Source organism: Arthrobacter globiformis, assembly GCF_030815865.1.
Classification (GTDB): domain Bacteria; phylum Actinomycetota; class Actinomycetes; order Actinomycetales; family Micrococcaceae; genus Arthrobacter; species Arthrobacter globiformis_B.
The window spans coordinates 382,545-399,605 of sequence record NZ_JAUSXI010000001.1 but is presented as its reverse complement, the minus strand read 5'-3'; the positions used below and the strand labels follow the sequence as shown (position 1 = coordinate 399,605).

Here is a 17,061-nt window from a genome sequence, read left to right as displayed (position 1 = left end):
GAGCAACTCCAGGTCTGGTTCGATGGGCTTGTCAGCGGAGGATGACCGTGCGGTTCCCGGACAGGATGATTCTTCCTTCGGCGTGCCAGCGAACAGCATTCGTCAGGGCCTTGCACTCCGCGTCCTTGCCCACGGACACCAGGTCCGCGGGTGCGTAGGTGTGGTCCACCTCAATCACCTGCTGCGCGATGATCGGGCCCTCATCAAGCTCTGAGTTGACGTAGTGGGCCGTGGCGCCGACCGTCTTCACGCCTCGTTCATAGGCCTGGTGATACGGCTTTGCGCCCTTGAAGCTGGGTAGGAATGAATGATGGATGTTGATGGCCTTGCCGGCGAGCCGGGCGGTGGCCGAGTCGCTGAGGACCTGCATGTAGCGGGCCAGGACCACGAGTTCAACGTCATACTCGTCCACCAGTTCCAGGAGCTTGGCCTCCGTTTCCGCTTTGGTCTCCCGCGTCACGGGGATGTGGTGGAACGGGACCCCGTGCCAGGCCGCGAGCCCTTCGAGGTCCGGGTGGTTGGACACCACCGCCGCGATCTCGACCGGCAGTTCGCCGCTGCGGGCGCGGACCAGCAGGTCGTTGAGGCAGTGATCGTACTTGGACACCATCACCAGGATCCGCTGCTTGCGGTCGTGGCGCTCCAAGCGCCAATCCATGCTCCATTGACCTGCCAGCGGCGCGAAGCTGTCCCGGAGCTGTTCGACGGCGGCGGTGTCACCCGTTGAGGCGAAGTGGACCCTCATGAAGAAGTGCCCCGCGTTCCGGTCGCCGAACTGCTTGAGGTCAACGATGTAGCACGCCTGCTTGAGCAGGAAATCCGCAACCGCCTGGACAATTCCAAGGGAATCCGGGCAATGGAAGGTGAGCACAAACTCCCCGCCGGCCCCGCGGGCCTGACCCGCCGCCGTCGTCGGGTCCTCCGCCTGGCGCTCCGCCGTCGGGTCCGCCGCACGGGCAACAGTTGATGGCTTCTCCTCTGTACTGATCATCCCTTGACGCTTTCCTTCTCTTCGAGACGCCGGCTCGCATGCTCGCGGGCGGCGCTCTCCTCAGCCTGCAGTTCATCCTGGAAGGCCGCGTAGCGGGCCAGGTGCGCAGGCCGGCGGCGCAGAACCAGCCAGGCCGCACCGAGCAGGACGAACCAGACGGGGGTGACCAGCAGCGCGGTCAGGGTGTCGGGCTGGGTGGTCAAGGTCCATAGCACGAAGGCGAAGAACGCGAAGACCACCCACACCATGGGAATGCCGCCGGGCATCTTGAACTTGGACGCATTGTGCAGGTGCGGGCGGCGGCGCCGGAATGCGATGTAGCTGGCGAGGATGATCGACCAGACGAAGACGAAGCAGACGGCGGAAACGGTGGTGACCATGTCGAACGCCTTGCCGACGTCCTGGCCGGCGTACATGAGCACCACTCCGGAGAGCAGCAGCACGCAGGACAGGAACAGGGCGTTGCTGGGTACCTTGCGTCGGGACAGGCTGCTGAAGACGGACGGCGCGTCGCCTTCCTGGGCCAGTCCGTAGACCATGCGCGAGGTGGAGTAGATCCCGGAGTTGGCCGAGGACATCGCCGAGGTCAGCACCACGAGGTTGACCACCGTGGCGGCGGCTCCGAGTCCGGCCAGCGAGAACATCGCAATGAACGGGCTGTGGCCGGCGGCGAACTGGGTCCACGGCGTGACGGACATCAGGATGATGAGGGCGCCCACGTAGAAGAGCAGCACGCGGACCGGGATGGAGTTGATGGCCTTGGGAAGGTTCCTCTCCGGGTTCTTGGCCTCCGCAGCCGTGGTGCCCACCAGTTCAATGCCCACAAAAGCGAACACGGCGATCTGGAAACCGGCCACAAAGCCCATGAATTCGTTGGGGAAGAAGCCGCCATGGCTCCACAGGTTGGTGAAGCTTGCCTGTCCGGCGTCGCTCTTGAATCCACTGAAGATCATGAACATGCCCACGATGATCAGGGCCGCGATGGCGATGATTTTAATGAGGGCGAACCAGAATTCGGTCTCACCGAACGCCTTGACTGTGGTGAGGTTCAGCAGCAGCAGGATGGCGACGGTGGCCAGGCCCGGGATCCAGAGAGGCAATCCCGGCCAGAGCTCACGGGAGTAACCTGCGATGGCGATGACGTCCGCGATTCCGGTAATCACCCAGCAGAACCAGTAGGTCCATCCAGTGAAGAACCCCGCCCACGGTCCCAGCAGGTCAGCGGCGAAATCGCTAAAGGACTTGTAGTTCAGGTTGCTCAGCAGCAGCTCGCCCATGGCCCGCATGACGAAAAAGAGCATGAAACCGATGATCATGTACACGAAGATCACGGACGGTCCGGCCGCTGAAATGGTCTTGCCCGAGCCCATGAACAGGCCCGTGCCAATGGCGCCGCCGATGGCGATCAGCTGAATGTGCCGGTTGCTCAGCTGCCGCTCCAGGCGGGGAGCCTCACCGGCTGAGGAACTGGGTGGGGAGGCGGGCGGATGAATCGTCATAAGGAACTCCATCGTTCAAGTGGCGAACAGCCACACTGATTCGGTTCCTCCCCGCTCTGTCTTGGACCTGAGAGATTCCGCGGACATGGTCTTCCGCTTGCACCGTCGGTGAGACAGGACGTGCCTGCCTGCTTTCCAGAGTTGCCTCGCCGCGGCGGTACGTGGGCCTGAGAGTTTCCTGGGGAGGGTTTGCTCCTACGGCGCCTGCTGAACGTACCGGCAGGACTCTCCCGCCGCAGATCGTAAGCTTTTTCAATTATGTAAGAAAATTATGCGTGCCGGCGGCGGCCGTCTTTCCGGCCGGACCCGCTGGTCGCCGGGTTCAGTGTGGTCTCGGTCACGAAGAATTGTCAAACGAGGACCTCCGATTTGTGCTGCACGGAATTGTCCGGTAACTTGTGAGCCGAATCACCCCATATCTTCATAGCCTTTCGAACCGTGGCGGGAGAGTCCTCCCAGTCATTCACCGGGCAGGCGCCGTAGGAGCAAATCCTCCCCAGGAATCTCTCAGGCCCCCGTACCGCCGCGGCTAGGCAACTCTGGAAAGCAGCCAAAACCTTTTTGGCTCACCGACGGTGCAAGCGGAGAACCATGTCCGCGGAATCTCTCAGGTCCAATACAGAGCGGGGAGGAACCCAAACCATGCCGTGCCACACCTGGCCGGCCAAACCTGGAGTTCCTCATGACGATTCAATCTCTTCCATCAACCTTCGCCGACCGGCATATCGGCGCCCGGCGCCAGGCCGACATCGACACCATGCTCAAGAACGTCGGTTATGACTCGGTCGATGGCCTCGTTGATACCGCCGTTCCGGCGTCCATCCGGCAAGAGAACCCCCTGCTGCTCACCGCTGCGCTGAGCGAAGTTGAGGTCCTGGCCGAGCTTCGCCGCCTGGCCGCCAAGAATAAGACCGCCGTCCAGATGATCGGCCAGGGTTACTACGACACCGTGACCCCGCCGGTGATCCGCCGCAACGTCCTTGAAGCCCCGGCATGGTACACCGCGTACACGCCGTACCAGCCGGAGATCTCGCAGGGCCGGCTGGAGGCGCTGCTGAACTTCCAGACCATGGTCCAGGACCTGACCGCACTGCCGGTCGCCAACGCTTCATTGCTGGACGAGTCGACCGCCGTCGCTGAGGCTGTGCTGCTGATGCGCCGGGCGAACAAGAACAAGCAGTCCAAGGATGGCAAGACGGTCCTGGACGCCGACTGCCTCCCCCAGACCATCGCGGTCGTCAAGGGCCGCGCCGAGGCCCTCGGCTTCGAGGTCGAGGTGGCGGATCTTTCCCAGGGACTGCCCGACGGCGACATCAACGGCGTCGTCTTCCAGCAGCCGGGCGTTTCCGGCCGGGTGTGGGACCAGTCCGGCGTCATCGCCGCCGCCAAGGAACGCGGCGCGCTGGTGACGGTGGCCGCTGACCTGCTCGCCCTGACCCTGATCACGCCCCCGGGCGAGCAGGGCGCCGACATCGCCGTCGGAACTGCCCAGCGCTTCGGAGTGCCGCTGTTCTTCGGCGGTCCGCACGCGGCGTACATGGCCGTGCGCACCGGCATGGAGCGCACACTCCCCGGCCGCATCGTCGGCGTCTCCAAGGACAACGCCGGCGCGCCCGCCTACCGCCTGGCGCTGCAGACCCGCGAGCAGCACATCCGCCGCGAGAAGGCCACGTCCAACATCTGCACCGCCCAGGCACTGCTGGCCATCGTGTCGTCCTTTTACGCGGTCTACCACGGCCCCGACGGCCTGAAGGCAATCGCCGAGACGGTCCAAAACAGCGCCCGCATCCTCGCCACCGCGCTCAAGGCGGCGGGCCGCGAACTGGTCGGCGACTCCTTCTTCGACACCCTCACCGTGCGCGTGCCCGGCAAGGCCAGCAAGGTCATCACGGCAGCGGAAGCCCGCGGGATCAACCTGCGCCACATCGACGCGGACACCGTGGGCGTTTCCATCGATGAGACGACGACGGCGGCAACGCTTTCCGCTGTAGCCGTCGCCTTCGGCGCCGGTCCCGTAGGGGACGCAGCGGGCTTTGAACTCCCCGAAGCCGTGCTGCGCACGTCGGACTACCTGCAGCACCCGGTGTTCAACACGCACCGTTCCGAAACCCAGCTGCTGCGCTACATCCGCAAGCTCTCCGACCGTGACCTGGCGCTGGACCGCACCATGATCCCGCTGGGTTCGTGCACCATGAAGCTGAACGCCACGGCGGAGATGGAAGCAATTTCCTGGCCGGAGTTCGCCTCCATCCACCCGTTCGCCCCGGATTCCCAGACCGAGGGCTGGCGCGAACTCATCGATGGTTTGGAATCCGACCTCGCCGAGATCACCGGCTACGACCAGGTGTCCATCCAGCCCAATGCCGGCTCCCAGGGCGAGCTCGCCGGGCTGCTGGCGATCCGCGGCTACCACCTGTCCCGCGGCGACGACCAGCGCAACATCTGCCTCATTCCGGCCTCGGCGCACGGCACCAACGCGGCCTCGGCCGTGCTGGCCGGCATGAAGGTGGTGGTGGTGGCCACCGCTGCCGACGGCACGATCGACCACACCGATTTGTACGCGAAAATTGAGGCGCACAAGGACGTCCTCTCGGCGATCATGATCACTTACCCGTCCACGCACGGTGTGTACGACGCCGACGTCAGCGAGGTCTGCGACGCCATCCACGCGGCCGGCGGCCAGGTCTACGTGGACGGCGCCAACCTCAACGCCCTCGTTGGGCTTGCACAGCCGGGCAAGTTCGGCGGCGACGTGTCCCACCTGAACCTGCACAAGACGTTCTGCATCCCGCACGGTGGCGGCGGACCGGGCGTCGGCCCTGTTGCGGCGAAGGCGCACCTGGCCCCGTTCATGCCGGGAGATGCGAACAAGTCCGCGCATGAGGCGGGGCACGGCGTTGCAATTTCTGCATCCCGCTACGGCTCCGCGGGTGTGCTCCCGATTTCGTGGGCCTATGTGAAACTCATGGGCGGACAGGGCCTGACCGAAGCAACCAAGTCCGCGCTGCTGGCGGCCAATTACGTTGCGTCGCGGCTGAATGAGTTCTTCCCGGTCCTTTACACAGGCGAAGGCGGGCTGGTGGCCCACGAGTGCATCCTGGACCTGCGTGAACTCACCGCCCGGACCGGCGTCACCGCCGAAGATGTGGCCAAGCGCCTGATCGACTACGGCTTCCACGCCCCCACGCTGGCGTTCCCGGTGGCCGGCACGCTGATGGTGGAGCCCACCGAGTCCGAGGACCTGGCCGAGATTGACCGGTTCATCGACGCGATGATCAGCATCCACGCCGAGATCGAGCAGGTTGCCAACGGCGACTTCACCGTGGAGAACTCCCCGCTGCGCAATGCACCCCACACGGCAGCCGCCGTCGTCAGTTCCAACTGGGACCGCTCCTATCCCCGCGAGCAGGCCGCCTTCCCCGTGCCCACCCTCAGGCAGGACAAGTACTTCCCGCCGGTGGGCCGCATCGACGGCGCAGCAGGCGATCGGAACCTGGTCTGCTCCTGCCCTCCCATCGAAGATTTCGAGATTTCGACAAGCTCAATCACCGGACTGGAAGGCTGATTCGCATGACCGAGAACTACACCGCCCTCTACGACCAGCACAAAACGGCCGGTGCCTCCTTCACCGATTTCGGTGGCTGGCAGATGCCGCTGAAGTACACCTCCGAGCTGGCCGAGCACCATGCCGTGCGCAACACGGCCGGCCTGTTCGACCTCTCCCACATGGGTGAAGTCTGGGTGACCGGCCCGGACGCCGGCGCCTTCCTGGACTACGCCCTGGCCGGCAAGCTGTCCGCAATCGCCGTCGGCAAAGCAAAGTATTCACTGATTTGCGATCGCGACGGCGGCATCATCGACGACCTGATCTCCTACCGCCGCGGCGAGGAGAAGTACCTCGTAGTACCGAACGCCGGCAATGCAACGAAGGTCGCCGCTGCCCTCGCCGAGCGCGCTGCGAAATTCGACGTCGCCGTCGAGGACGTCTCAGCGGAGATCTCGCTGATCGCGGTGCAGGGGCCCAACGCGGAAGCCATCCTGCTCCAGCTCGTCCCGGCCGGACAGCACTCCCTGGTGACCGAGCTGAAGTACTATGCGGCTGTTGAGGTAGGGATTGACGTCAACGGCACCGTTCAGGACCTCCTTCTTGCGCGCACCGGCTACACCGGCGAGGACGGCTTCGAAATCTACGTGCCCAACGACGACGCCGCCGGGTTGTGGGGGGCGCTTCTGAACGCGGGCGCCGTGCACGGGCTCGTCCCGGCAGGCCTGGCCTGCCGAGACTCGCTGCGGCTGGAAGCCGGCATGCCGCTCTACGGCAACGAGCTCTCGCGCCAGGTCAATGCCTACGCGGCGGGACTGGGCCCGGTTGTGTCGCTGGCCAAGGAAAGCGACTTCGTGGGCAAGGAGGCGCTGGCCGCGATCAAGGCAGCCGGTGTCGGTTCCACCATTGGCCAAAAGCTCGTGGGCCTCAAAGGCCTGGGCCGGCGCGCCGCCCGCGGCCACTACCCCGTCCTCAAGGACGGCATGCTGATCGGCGAGGTCACCTCCGGCCAGCCCTCCCCCACTCTCGGCTACCCGGTCGCGATGGCGTACGTCGACGTCGAGCATTCCGAAGTCGGTACGGTTCTGGACGTCGACCTGCGCGGCAAGGCCGAGCCCTTCGAAGTCGTCGCACTGCCGTTCTACAAGCGGGCACGTTAGGCCCGGACCGCTGGTTGAGCCTGTCGAAACCAAGCACCAACAGACTTTCAAACGTAAAGGAAAATGACATGAGCAAAGTTGTTTCTGAACTGAAGTACTCGGCTGAGCACGAATGGGTTGCTGCTGACGGGGCCGGCCCTGTGGGGATCGGGATTTCGGCTGTCGCGGCCGACGCCCTGGGTGACATCGTGTATGTGGACCTGCCCGAGGTCGGCTCCACGGTCACGGCCGGAGAAACCTGCGGCGAGGTGGAATCCACCAAGTCCGTCTCCGACCTGTACGCGCCGGTGACCGGCGAAGTGACCGAGATCAACGACGGCGTCGTCGCAGATCCGGCACTGATCAACAGCGACCCCTACGGCGCGGGCTGGCTGTTCAAGGTGGCCGTCACCGACGAGGGCCCGCTGATGTCGGCCGAAGAGTACGCCACAGCAAACGGCGGCGAACTCTAGCTCCCCCGAGGTTGGAGTTTTTGTACAGATGTCACGAGTTCGAGGCCCGTTTGCGCCCATCATCTGTACAAAAACTCCGCCACTAGCAAGTCCACCTCCCCAGCCCGAACCGACCACACTATTCAGTTAGGAACCGACCATGGCTGTTGGCGTCTTTGACCTCTTCTCGATCGGCATTGGCCCTTCGTCCTCGCACACCGTGGGCCCCATGCGGGCCGCGGCGGTGTTTGCCGAGGAGCTGACGTCCTCCGGCGTCCTGGAGCAGGTGGCGTCGCTGCGGGTGGACCTGTACGGCTCGCTCGCGGCCACCGGGCATGGGCATGGAACCATGACGGCGATCCTGCTGGGCCTGGAGGGCTACCACCCGGACCTGATCCTGCCCGATGAGGTCGAGGACAGGCTGACGGCTATCGCCGAAACGGGCACGCTGCGGCTGGCCGGGGCCGTTCCGTTGCCGTACGGGGTCAAAGACATGGTGCTGCGGCCGCTGACGATCCTGCCGCGGCACACCAACGGCATGACCTTCACCGTCTCGGACGCCGAGGGCGGGATCCTGCACAAAGCGACGTTCTTCTCCGTCGGCGGCGGGTTCATTGTCCGCGAGGGCGAGGAGGATGCGGCCCTGAAGGAGCTCGCCGAGTCCAAGAAGGAGCTGCCGTTGCCGTTCCGGACTGCCGCGGAGCTGCTGGCGCACTGCCGCTCCCAGGGCCTGTCCATCGGGGACGTCATGCTGGTCAACGAGCGCGCGTCCCGGTCTGAGGAGGACATCCGGGCCGGCCTGCTCCACATCTATTCCGTGATGGAAGGCTGCGTCGAGGTCAGCCTCAAGCGTGAGGGGCTGCTGCCTGGCGGACTGAAGGTCCGCCGTCGTGCTCCCGACTGGCACGAACGCCTCCTGAAGGAGGACAAGGACCGGGACCCCAAGTACTGGCAGGAGTGGGTGAACCTGATCGCCCTCGCGGTGAACGAGGAGAACGCCTCCGGCGGGCGCGTGGTGACCGCGCCGACGAACGGCGCCGCCGGCATCATCCCGGCCGTGCTTTACTACGCCCTGCACTTCGCTCCCGGGATGGACCAGGCGACGCAGGAAGACCGCGACGACGTGGTGATGCGTTTCCTGCTCGCCGCCGGTGCCGTCGGGGTGCTGTACAAGGAACAGGCCTCGATTTCCGGGGCCGAGGTGGGCTGCCAGGGCGAGGTGGGATCGGCGTCGTCGATGGCCGCCGCCGGGCTCGCCGAGGTCATGGGCGGCACGCCCGCGCAGGTGGAGAACGCCGCCGAAATCGCGATGGAACACAACCTTGGGCTCACGTGCGATCCGATCGGCGGGCTGGTCCAGGTGCCGTGCATCGAACGCAACGCCATCGCCGCCGCGAAGGCCATCAACGCAGCCAAGATGGCCCTCTGGGGCGACGGCTCGCACCGGGTCTCGCTCGACGAGGTCATCATCACCATGCGCGAGACCGGCAAGGACATGAGCTCCAAATACAAGGAAACCGCGATGGGCGGCCTCGCCGTCAACGTCGTGGCCTGCTGATTTAGCACTAGGAAAAGAGAACAATGACACTGGCACCAGAAGGCCGGAAAATGCTGCGGATCGAGCAGCGCAATGCGGCCACCCCGGTGGAACGCAAACCGGACTGGATCAAGGCCAAGGTCCAGATGGGCCCGGAATTCGTCCAGCTCAAGAACCTGGTCAAGAAGGAAGGCCTGCACACCGTCTGTGAAGAGGCCGGCTGCCCCAACATCTTCGAATGCTGGGAAGACAAGGAAGCCACCTTCCTGATCGGCGGCTCTGAATGCACCCGCCGCTGCGACTTCTGCCAGATCGACACCGGCAAACCCTCCCCCGTGGACAGGTTCGAACCCACCAAGGTGGCCCGCTCCGTCCAGGCCATGGCCCTGCGCTACGCCACCGTCACCGGCGTCGCCCGGGACGACCTCGAGGACGAAGGCGTCTGGCTCTACGCCGAAACGGTCCGCAAGATCCACGAACTGAACCCCGGCACCGGCGTCGAACTGCTCATCCCGGACTTCTCCGGCAAACCCGAGCACATCGCCGCGATCTGCGACTCCAAACCCGAGGTGTTCGCCCACAACGTCGAAACCGTGCCGCGGATCTTCAAGCGCATCCGGCCAGCGTTCCGCTATGACCGCTCCCTGGACGTCATCAGCCAGGGCCGGAACCTGGGCATGGTCACCAAGTCCAACCTGATCCTGGGCATGGGCGAAACCCGCGAGGAAATCTCCGAGGCCCTCCGCGACCTCCACCAGGCCGGCTGCGACCTGATCACCATCACCCAGTACCTGCGCCCCTCCGAACGCCACCTCCCCGTGGACCGCTGGGTCAAGCCGCAGGAATTCGTCGACCTGCAGCAGGAAGCCGAGGAGATCGGGTTCCTCGGCGTCATGTCCGGCCCCCTGGTCCGCTCCTCCTACCGCGCCGGCCGGCTCTGGGCCACCGCCATGCGCAAAAAGGGCTGGGAAATCCCCGCCGAACTCGCCCACATCGAGTCCTCCGGATCCACGCGCCAGGAAGCCAGCTCCCTGCTCGCGAGGCCGGCCTGACCGGGGTCCTGACCCGGGTATAGCGTTATTGCATGACGGCAACCTACCGGTACGACGTGGACGTCCTGCATCTGCTCGTCTCGCCGGCGCACGCCTACTTCGGCCGCGCGCGCGACGGGGCAGCTGACGTGCCGACGGCGGATGCCGACCGGGTGGAGATCGTGGCAGGTAAAGGCATCGTCGGGGACAGGTTCTTCGGCAAGGCGGCCCACATGGACGCCGCCGTCACTCTGTTCGCGGTTGAGGCCCTCGAGGCCATGGCCGCGGAGTTGGACGCCGGCCCCTTCGACCCGCTGCTGACCCGGCGCAACGTAATCCTCAGGGGTGCGCATCTTGCCCCGCTCCTGGGCCAGGACTTCGCGCTGGAATCCCAAAGGGACGTGGTGCGGTTCAAAGGCGGGCGGCCCGCCCACCCCTGCGCGTGGATGGACCGGATGCTCGCGCCCGGCGCGCATGCCGCCATGCGCGGGCGCGGCGGGATTCGCTGCCGGGCGCTGTCCGACGGCGTGCTGCACCGCGGGCCTGCTGTGCTGGTCAGCCCGGTGCTACTTGAGCCCGGACAGGCGGGCATTCCTAGCGTGCTGCGGCCGAGCCGGCTGCCGTAAGGCGGCCAGTGCCTTGGGTTAGCGGGCTACAGTCCCGGGGCCCGGCCCAGCTCGGCGCGTAGCTGGGAGAGCCGGGCGTAGGCCCTGTCCCGGTAGGCAACAAGGCTTTCCCTGCTGGCGGGGTCCACGTCCAAGAACCCGTGGCCAGATTTCAGGCCCAGGTTGCCCTCCTCCACCGTGCCCGTCAGCGCGGCGGGCGGGGCGAACCGTTCACCGTAAGCCTTTTCCAGAGTCCGGAACGACGACTCGTAGACATCCAGGCCAGCCATGTCTCCGATGGCGAACGGGCCGAACAGCGCAAGGCGGAACCCGAAGGTGTTGCTGACGACGTCGTCGATCTGGGCGGGGTTTGCCACGCCCTCTTCAACGATCCGGGCAGCCTCCTTGTACAGCGCAAACTGTAGCCTGTTGGCGACGAATCCCGGTGTGTCAGCAACCCTCGCGGGCGTCTTGCCAAGGGCCCGGATGAGCTCCTCGGCAAGGTCCACGACGGAAGGCAAGGTCTCCCGCCCCGGGATGAGTTCGACGCCCGGGATGAAGGGCGCCGGGTTCATCCAGTGGACGCCGAGGAACCGCTCGGGGCCGGTGACGGACGCGGCCAACTCCCCGATGGGTATGGCCGAGGTGTTCGTGCCGATGACTGCATCCGCCGGGGCGGCTGCAGAAATGCGGCGGAGGATGTCCGCCTTAATCACAGGGTCCTCCGGGACCGCCTCGGCGACATAGTCCGACGTCGCAACAGCATCCTCGATGCTGGCGGCAGCGGTGAGGTTGTCCGCGATGGTGTCCGCTGCGCCGGCAGGCAGCAACCCCTGGGCCTCGAAGGCCTTGGCCTGGTCTACGAGGCGGACGCGGGCACGCTCGGCGATTCGGCCGTCGACATCGCCGAGCGCCACCCGGTAGCCGTGCAGCGCCAGCACCTGGGCTATGCCGCCGCCCATATAGCCGGCGCCGACCACTGCCGTCTTCGAGATGGTCTGCGTGATTTTCATGTTGCTGCTCCTAGAAATGGGCCGCTTAAGACGAATGGGACCGTTCAGCGGATGGTGTAGCCGCCGTCGACGGCGAGCGTGTGGCCGGTGATGAGCGACGCCGCGTCGCTAAGCAGGAACGTCACCGCCCCGGCGATGTCATCGGGTTCGCCGAAGCGGCCAATCGGGATGCGGGACAGCAGTTCTGCTGCCCAGTCCGGCCTGCTGAGGGTCGATGCCGTTAGTTCCGTCCGCACGAAGGTCGGGGCAATGGCGTTGACCCGGATCCGCGCGGCAGCCCATTCCAGGGCCAGGATCTTGGTGAGGTGGATCATTCCGGCCTTGCTGGTGCCGTAGGCCGCCCGTTCCTCAATTGCAACGATCCCCGCCTGGGAGGCGATGTTGACGATGGCACCAGGGGTACCGGTGGCTACCCAGTGCCGGGCCAGGGCCGTGGTCAGGAAGAAGGTGCCCTTGAGGTTTGTGTCGAAGACCGTGTCCCAGTCGTCCTCCGTGAGCTCCAAGGCAGGCTTGGGCACGTTGACGCCGGCATTGTTGACGAGCAGGTCAATGCCGCCGCTGGCCTGCTGGAGTGATTCGGCGAACCCGCTGATGTTGCCCGTGCTGCTCAGGTCCACGGCCAGGGGCGGTGTCCCGTACCGTTCACTGATCTGCTGGGCGGTTGCGGCGTCGCGGCTGGTTCCGTAGACGGTGGCACCGGACTCGGCAAGGTCATCTGCGATGGCCTTGCCGAGTCCCCGGCCCGCCCCGGTGACCAGTGCTTTCTTGCCGTCGAGGCGGAAGTTCGGCACGTTCCGGACCTCTTAGCTGTCGAAGGTGTGGTCTGACCAGGGCAATGACGTGCCGCGGTACTTCGCTGCGCGCACATCTCCGGACCGTGCGTGGCCCTCAAACCGCTCCACCCTCGACGCGCGGCCGCAGAGTTCACCGAAGAAGGCACTGGATTCGGTGTTGGTCACCTCCTGGTAGGTGACGGTGCGAAGGTACTTGCCCACCCAGAGGCCGCCGGTGTAGCGCGCCGCGCCACGGGTGGGCAGGACGTGGTTGGTGCCGATGACCTTGTCGCCGTAGGAGACACAGGTTCCCTCACCCAGGAAAAGGGCGCCGTAGTCGTGCATCTTGTCGAGTGCCTCACGCGGGTTCTGCGTCAGGATCTGTACATGCTCGTAAGCGTATTCATCGGCCAGGGCGTAGGCGTCGTCCAGGGTATCAACCACGTGAACGGCACCCCAGTCGCGCCAGGCGGCACCGGCATAATCGCGGGTCGGCATGTCCACGAGGATCGTGTCAATGTGTTCGATGACCTTGCGGCCCAGCTCCTCGCTGGTAGTGATCAGGACGGCGGGTGAATCAGGGCCGTGCTCCGCCTGGGAGAGGAGGTCGACGGCGACGATGAACGGGTCAGCGTGCTCGTCGGCCACAATGAGGACTTCGGTGGGCCCGGCGAAGAGGTCGATGCCGACCTCGCCGAAGAGCTGGCGCTTCGCCTCTGCAACGAAGGCGTTGCCGGGGCCGGCCAGCATGTTGACGGGCTTGATGGTCTCGGTGCCGATGGCGAGGGCGGCCACCGCCTGGATGCCGCCGAGGAGGTAGATCTCATCGGCGCCTGCCAGATACATGGCTGCGACGGTGGCGTCCGGAACCTCGCCCTGGATGAGTGGGGTGCAGGCCGCCACGCGCTCCACGCCCGCAACCTTCGCGGTCACAATGGTCATGTGGGCGCTGGCCAGGAGCGGGTACTTTCCGCCGGGGATGTAGGCGCCGGCGGCCTGGACCGGAACGTTCTTCTGTCCCAGGAAGACCCCTGGCATAGTTTCGATTTCAAAGTCCGACAGTGATTCAAGCTGCTTCTGCGCCATGGTGCGGACCTGCTCCTGGACGAACTTGATGTCCTCAATGACCTGCTCAGGTACGCGGGCCATGATCTCGTCCAGCTGCTCCTGGCTGAGCAGGAAAGATTCCGGGGCGTACTTGTCGAACTTCTGTGAGTATTCGCGGACGGCCTCGTCGCCGCGTTCGCGGATGTCCGCTATGACGGTTTCCACCGTGGTGCGGACTTCGGGGGTGCTGCCGCGGGCCACGCTGTTGCGGGCGGGCTCCTTGAGCACGGTGGAGTTCACGGCGGAGCTGACTGCAGTTGTAACGGTCATCAGGATTACCTTTCCATCTTCGTTGATGGGCGACCTCTGGAACGCCCTGAGCCAGGCCCGCAGGCCGGCTTGGAAACCGAGTGTATACGTATACATTTTTTGCCGCAAGACCTTGTTTTTAGGTTTTGCATACGTATACACTCCTAAACACGAACCAGTCAGTGTGGCTGGGCTCACTGTCCCGGACGAAGACAAAGGAGTCTCTGAATGAGCGCCCCCGCGACAATATCCACTCCCCCCGCAATAGATCCCAAGATGCGCCGCAAGGCGCTTATCTCCTCAGTACTCGGCAGCTGCATCGAGTGGTACGACTTCTACGTATACGGCGTTGCGGCGGCCATCATCCTCAACACCCAGTTCTTTCCGCAGGTGAGCCCGTTCGCCGGTATCCTGCTCTCCTTCAGCACATATGCCATCGGCTTCGCGGCCCGTCCGATCGGTGGCATCATCTTCGCCCACTTCGGCGACCGCCTCGGCCGGAAGAAGATGCTCATGATGACCCTCGGCCTGATGGGTGCCGGCACCTTCCTGATTGGCTGCCTGCCAAACTTCGCCACCATCGGCGTCGCGGCGCCCATCCTCCTGGTCCTGCTGCGGATCATCCAGGGCATCGGCGTCGGCGGTGAATGGGGCGGGGCTGCCCTCATGGCCACCGAATATGCCCCCGCCAAGCGCCGCGGATTCTTCGGCTCCTGGCCGCAGATCGGCGTTCCGGCAGGCACCCTGCTGGCCAACGGCGCGTTCTTCATCATGGGCGGCCTGATCTCCCCCGAGGACTTCATGGCCTGGGGCTGGCGCATCCCGTTCCTGATTTCCATCCTGCTGGTGGTGCTGTCCTTCTACATCCGCCGCAACGTGGACGAGTCCCCGGCCTTCGAGGAGATCAAGCGCAAAGGCGAAATCGAGAAGCTGCCGGTGGTCAAGGTCATCAAAACCCGCCCGCTGACCATCCTCAAGGTCATCATGATGCGGTTCGCGGAGAACGCCAACTACTACATCTACACGACCTTCCTGCTCGCTTACGGTCCTGCAATCCTGCTGGAAAAGAACAGCATTCTGATCGCAACCATGATCATGGCCGGCCTCGGCATCTTCTCGATCCCGTTCTGGGGCTGGGTTTCGGACCGTTGGGGCCGCCGATACACCGTGATCGCCGGTGCAGGCACCATGCTCCTGATGGCCTTCCCCTTCTTCTGGGGCGTCCAGACGGGCGACTTCCTGATGGTGCTGCTGGTGCTGGTGCTGACCTGCAATGTGGGCCGCGACCTGTGCTACTCCGTGGAACCGGCCTACTTCACAGAACTTTTCGAGCCCAAGCTGCGCTATTCCGGTGCATCGGTGGGCCCGCAGGTAGCCGCAGTCTTCGCCGGCGGCTTCGCTCCCCTGATCGCCACGGCGCTCATCGGCCCGGAATTCGACCGGTACTGGCTCGTGGCCCTATACATGGTGTTCACCTCGGTCATCACAATCGTGGGAGCGCTGTGGTCACCCGAGACCGCCCCGCGCGTCCGGCTTCGCCGCGGCCTGAGCGCCGAGCACGATCCCACAACAGGCCGGTAGCCTCCTCTTCCACCGTGCCGCCGGTCACCTGCATTCCGCAGGGACCGGCGGTGCAGGCTTGGAAGATTGGCTAGTCTGAAACAAGAAAACTGCAGCATCAGCAACACGCCGGCGCCAGGCGCACCAGATAGCAAGGAGAACGCCCGATGGTCACAAGCCGCGACGTGGCAGAACTGGCGGGCGTATCGCAGGCCACGGTATCCCGGGTGATGTCCTCCCCCGCAAAGCTGTCTCCTGCCACCCGCGCCCGTGTCCAGGCGGCCATGGAAACGCTGGGTTATGTGCCCCACGCCGGCGCGCAGGCCATGAAAACGAGACGGACCAACACCATCGGTGTGGTGGTCGCTGACCTGACCAACCCGTTCTACCCGGAGGTTCTCGATGAACTTAGCCGGGAGCTGGACACCGCGGGTTTCCGCGTCGTGATCTGGAACGCCGGCGGCGGCAGCCACCACGACGCGCTGAAAGCCATCCGGGAACACGCGGTCGACGGCGTCATCTTCACGACGGCGACGGAAGACTCCGTCGAGCTGCAGGCCGCCATTGAGAAGAAGAGCCCGATCGTTCTCATCAACCGCGTGGTGGAGGGTCTGCATTGTGACCAGGTCACCAGCAGCAACACCGAGGGGGGCGCCGCCGTCGCCGACTTCCTCCTGGACAACGGCAGGACCCGGGTGGCCTTCATCGGGGGTGCCGAAAACGCCAGCACGTCACGTGAGCGCGCGAAGGGCTTCCTCGACAGAATGGCCGAGCGGGGCCACGGCGTTCCGGAACACTTCCGCTTCCATGGCGGGTTCTCCCACGACGTCAGCGCGCAGGTCATGAACCGCCTGCTTGCCCGCGCCGACGGGCCCCAGGCCGTCTTCTGCGCCAACGATCTGATGGCCTTCGGCGCGCTCGACGCGCTGCGGGCCAACCGGATCCCGGCGCAGGATTGCTGGATCATCGGCTACGACGACGTCGACATGGCGGCTTGGGATTCGTTCAGCCTCACCACCGTGCGCCAGCCCAGCCGCGAAATGGCACGCGTGGGAGCTCGGATGCTGCTGGAGCGCATACATGCGCCCGGGGAGCCGCCGCGCAGGGTGAATTTTCCATGCGACTTGATCGTTCGCGGCAGCACCCGACTCGCCGAGGCGGCAGTGAAGTAAGGACCGTTCGCTAGCCGTGCCGGCCCGCCCGGCCTCGCACCCAGCCCCTGATCAGGCCCTGCAGCAGGAGCAGCCTCGGCACTGCGAAGTACACAGCAATCGGCACCACGATGAGCGTCAGGACGAAGGCCCGGAGCACCGGAGGCCAGCCCGGCGCGAACGCCGCGATCAAGTTCATGCCGATCGCGGCCAGCGGAAAGATCGCCAGCCACGTGATGGCGGCCCGCACGTGGACAGACACGAGGCCGGCCGTCCGATGGTGGTGGCCGTCCGTTTCGTCCGCGGCGAAGGCCCTTCCGTTGTGTTCCACTAAATCTCCAACTCTTTGTTTGGAGTTGATGCTAGCCAGCGGCTGCACGCAAAAGCAAACGAACGGTTGGAGATAGCAT

At 65.2% G+C, this 17,061-nt stretch carries 14 protein-coding genes and 2 riboswitches; of the genes, 8 read left to right on the top strand and 6 right to left on the bottom strand.

Annotation, left to right across the window (positions count from 1 at the left end; genetic code table 11):
- Positions 1 to 31: 31 nt before the first annotated feature.
- The gene (purU, locus tag QFZ33_RS01885) at positions 32 to 991 is read right to left on the bottom strand and encodes a formyltetrahydrofolate deformylase (protein WP_307024346.1); all 960 of its coding nucleotides are present in this window, start codon (positions 989 to 991) and stop codon (positions 32 to 34) included.
- Positions 988 to 2,490 (bottom strand): D-serine/D-alanine/glycine transporter, encoded by a 1,503-nt coding sequence (cycA, locus tag QFZ33_RS01880; RefSeq protein WP_307024344.1) that lies wholly within the window; start codon positions 2,488 to 2,490, stop codon positions 988 to 990. The genes purU and cycA overlap by 4 nt, the downstream gene beginning before the upstream one ends.
- 145 nt (positions 2,491 to 2,635) lie before the next feature.
- Positions 2,636 to 2,733, bottom strand: a riboswitch (glycine riboswitch).
- A 189-nt stretch (positions 2,734 to 2,922) separates the two neighbouring features.
- Positions 2,923 to 3,023: riboswitch (glycine riboswitch) on the top strand.
- A 149-nt stretch (positions 3,024 to 3,172) separates the two neighbouring features.
- On the opposite strand from cycA, the gene gcvP reads away from it, so the two are divergent.
- The 6 genes from gcvP (at position 3,173) to QFZ33_RS01850 (ending at position 10,819) form a co-directional block, all read left to right on the top strand.
- Entirely contained in the window at positions 3,173 to 6,055 is a 2,883-nt protein-coding gene (gcvP, locus tag QFZ33_RS01875; protein WP_307024342.1) for an aminomethyl-transferring glycine dehydrogenase, read from the top strand.
- A gap of 5 nt (positions 6,056 to 6,060) precedes the next feature.
- Positions 6,061 to 7,194 carry a glycine cleavage system aminomethyltransferase GcvT gene (gene gcvT, locus QFZ33_RS01870; RefSeq protein ID WP_307024340.1) on the top strand — a complete coding sequence of 378 codons (1,134 nt, stop codon included), beginning with the start codon at positions 6,061 to 6,063 and terminating at the stop codon, positions 7,192 to 7,194.
- 68 nt (positions 7,195 to 7,262) lie between these two features.
- The gene (gene gcvH / locus QFZ33_RS01865) at positions 7,263 to 7,646 is read left to right on the top strand and encodes a glycine cleavage system protein GcvH (RefSeq protein ID WP_307024339.1); all 384 of its coding nucleotides are present in this window, start codon (positions 7,263 to 7,265) and stop codon (positions 7,644 to 7,646) included.
- A 139-nt stretch (positions 7,647 to 7,785) separates the two neighbouring features.
- A complete protein-coding gene (locus tag QFZ33_RS01860) occupies positions 7,786 to 9,183 on the top strand; it encodes an L-serine ammonia-lyase (RefSeq protein WP_307024337.1) in 1,398 nt (465 codons plus the stop codon).
- 23 nt (positions 9,184 to 9,206) lie between these two features.
- Positions 9,207 to 10,214 carry a lipoyl synthase gene (gene lipA, locus QFZ33_RS01855; protein WP_307024335.1) on the top strand — a complete coding sequence of 336 codons (1,008 nt, stop codon included), beginning with the start codon at positions 9,207 to 9,209 and terminating at the stop codon, positions 10,212 to 10,214.
- A 32-nt stretch (positions 10,215 to 10,246) separates the two neighbouring features.
- Positions 10,247 to 10,819 (top strand): MOSC domain-containing protein, encoded by a 573-nt coding sequence (locus QFZ33_RS01850; RefSeq protein WP_307024333.1) that lies wholly within the window; start codon positions 10,247 to 10,249, stop codon positions 10,817 to 10,819.
- A gap of 26 nt (positions 10,820 to 10,845) precedes the next feature.
- Here the strand turns inward: QFZ33_RS01850 and QFZ33_RS01845 are convergent, their stop codons facing one another.
- Genes QFZ33_RS01845 through hisD form a run of 3 tightly spaced genes read right to left on the bottom strand, consistent with a single transcriptional unit; the run spans position 10,846 to position 13,961 of the window.
- A complete protein-coding gene (locus QFZ33_RS01845; protein ID WP_307024331.1) occupies positions 10,846 to 11,811 on the bottom strand; it encodes a 3-hydroxyacyl-CoA dehydrogenase family protein in 966 nt (321 codons plus the stop codon).
- Between the two features lie 44 nt (positions 11,812 to 11,855).
- On the bottom strand, positions 11,856 to 12,602 hold the full coding sequence (locus QFZ33_RS01840; RefSeq protein WP_307024329.1) for an SDR family NAD(P)-dependent oxidoreductase: 747 nt from the start codon (positions 12,600 to 12,602) through the stop codon (positions 11,856 to 11,858).
- Positions 12,603 to 12,614: 12 nt separating this feature from the next.
- Positions 12,615 to 13,961 (bottom strand): histidinol dehydrogenase, encoded by a 1,347-nt coding sequence (gene hisD / locus QFZ33_RS01835; RefSeq protein ID WP_214847410.1) that lies wholly within the window; start codon positions 13,959 to 13,961, stop codon positions 12,615 to 12,617.
- 207 nt (positions 13,962 to 14,168) lie between these two features.
- Between hisD and QFZ33_RS01830 the strand changes: the two genes are divergently transcribed.
- Positions 14,169 to 15,521, top strand: a complete 1,353-nt coding sequence (locus QFZ33_RS01830) for an MFS transporter (RefSeq protein WP_307024326.1) — start codon at positions 14,169 to 14,171, stop codon at positions 15,519 to 15,521.
- Between the two features lie 146 nt (positions 15,522 to 15,667).
- Entirely contained in the window at positions 15,668 to 16,672 is a 1,005-nt protein-coding gene (locus QFZ33_RS01825) for a LacI family DNA-binding transcriptional regulator (RefSeq protein WP_307024324.1), read from the top strand.
- A 10-nt stretch (positions 16,673 to 16,682) separates the two neighbouring features.
- Here QFZ33_RS01825 and QFZ33_RS01820 read toward each other — a convergent pair whose 3' ends face one another.
- A complete protein-coding gene (locus QFZ33_RS01820) occupies positions 16,683 to 16,982 on the bottom strand; it encodes a hypothetical protein (protein ID WP_307024322.1) in 300 nt (99 codons plus the stop codon).
- Positions 16,983 to 17,061: the final 79 nt, after the last annotated feature.

Coding starts and splice junctions, on each gene's coding strand:
- purU (WP_307024346.1), bottom strand. CDS start 991: ATGATCAGTACAGAGGAGAAGCCATCAACTGTTGCCCGTGCGGCGGAC.
- cycA (WP_307024344.1), bottom strand. CDS start 2,490: ATGACGATTCATCCGCCCGCCTCCCCACCCAGTTCCTCAGCCGGTGAG.
- gcvP (WP_307024342.1), top strand. CDS start 3,173: ATGACGATTCAATCTCTTCCATCAACCTTCGCCGACCGGCATATCGGC.
- gcvT (WP_307024340.1), top strand. CDS start 6,061: ATGACCGAGAACTACACCGCCCTCTACGACCAGCACAAAACGGCCGGT.
- gcvH (WP_307024339.1), top strand. CDS start 7,263: ATGAGCAAAGTTGTTTCTGAACTGAAGTACTCGGCTGAGCACGAATGG.
- QFZ33_RS01860 (WP_307024337.1), top strand. CDS start 7,786: ATGGCTGTTGGCGTCTTTGACCTCTTCTCGATCGGCATTGGCCCTTCG.
- lipA (WP_307024335.1), top strand. CDS start 9,207: ATGACACTGGCACCAGAAGGCCGGAAAATGCTGCGGATCGAGCAGCGC.
- QFZ33_RS01850 (WP_307024333.1), top strand. CDS start 10,247: ATGACGGCAACCTACCGGTACGACGTGGACGTCCTGCATCTGCTCGTC.
- QFZ33_RS01845 (WP_307024331.1), bottom strand. CDS start 11,811: ATGAAAATCACGCAGACCATCTCGAAGACGGCAGTGGTCGGCGCCGGC.
- hisD (WP_214847410.1), bottom strand. CDS start 13,961: ATGACCGTTACAACTGCAGTCAGCTCCGCCGTGAACTCCACCGTGCTC.
- QFZ33_RS01830 (WP_307024326.1), top strand. CDS start 14,169: ATGAGCGCCCCCGCGACAATATCCACTCCCCCCGCAATAGATCCCAAG.
- QFZ33_RS01825 (WP_307024324.1), top strand. CDS start 15,668: ATGGTCACAAGCCGCGACGTGGCAGAACTGGCGGGCGTATCGCAGGCC.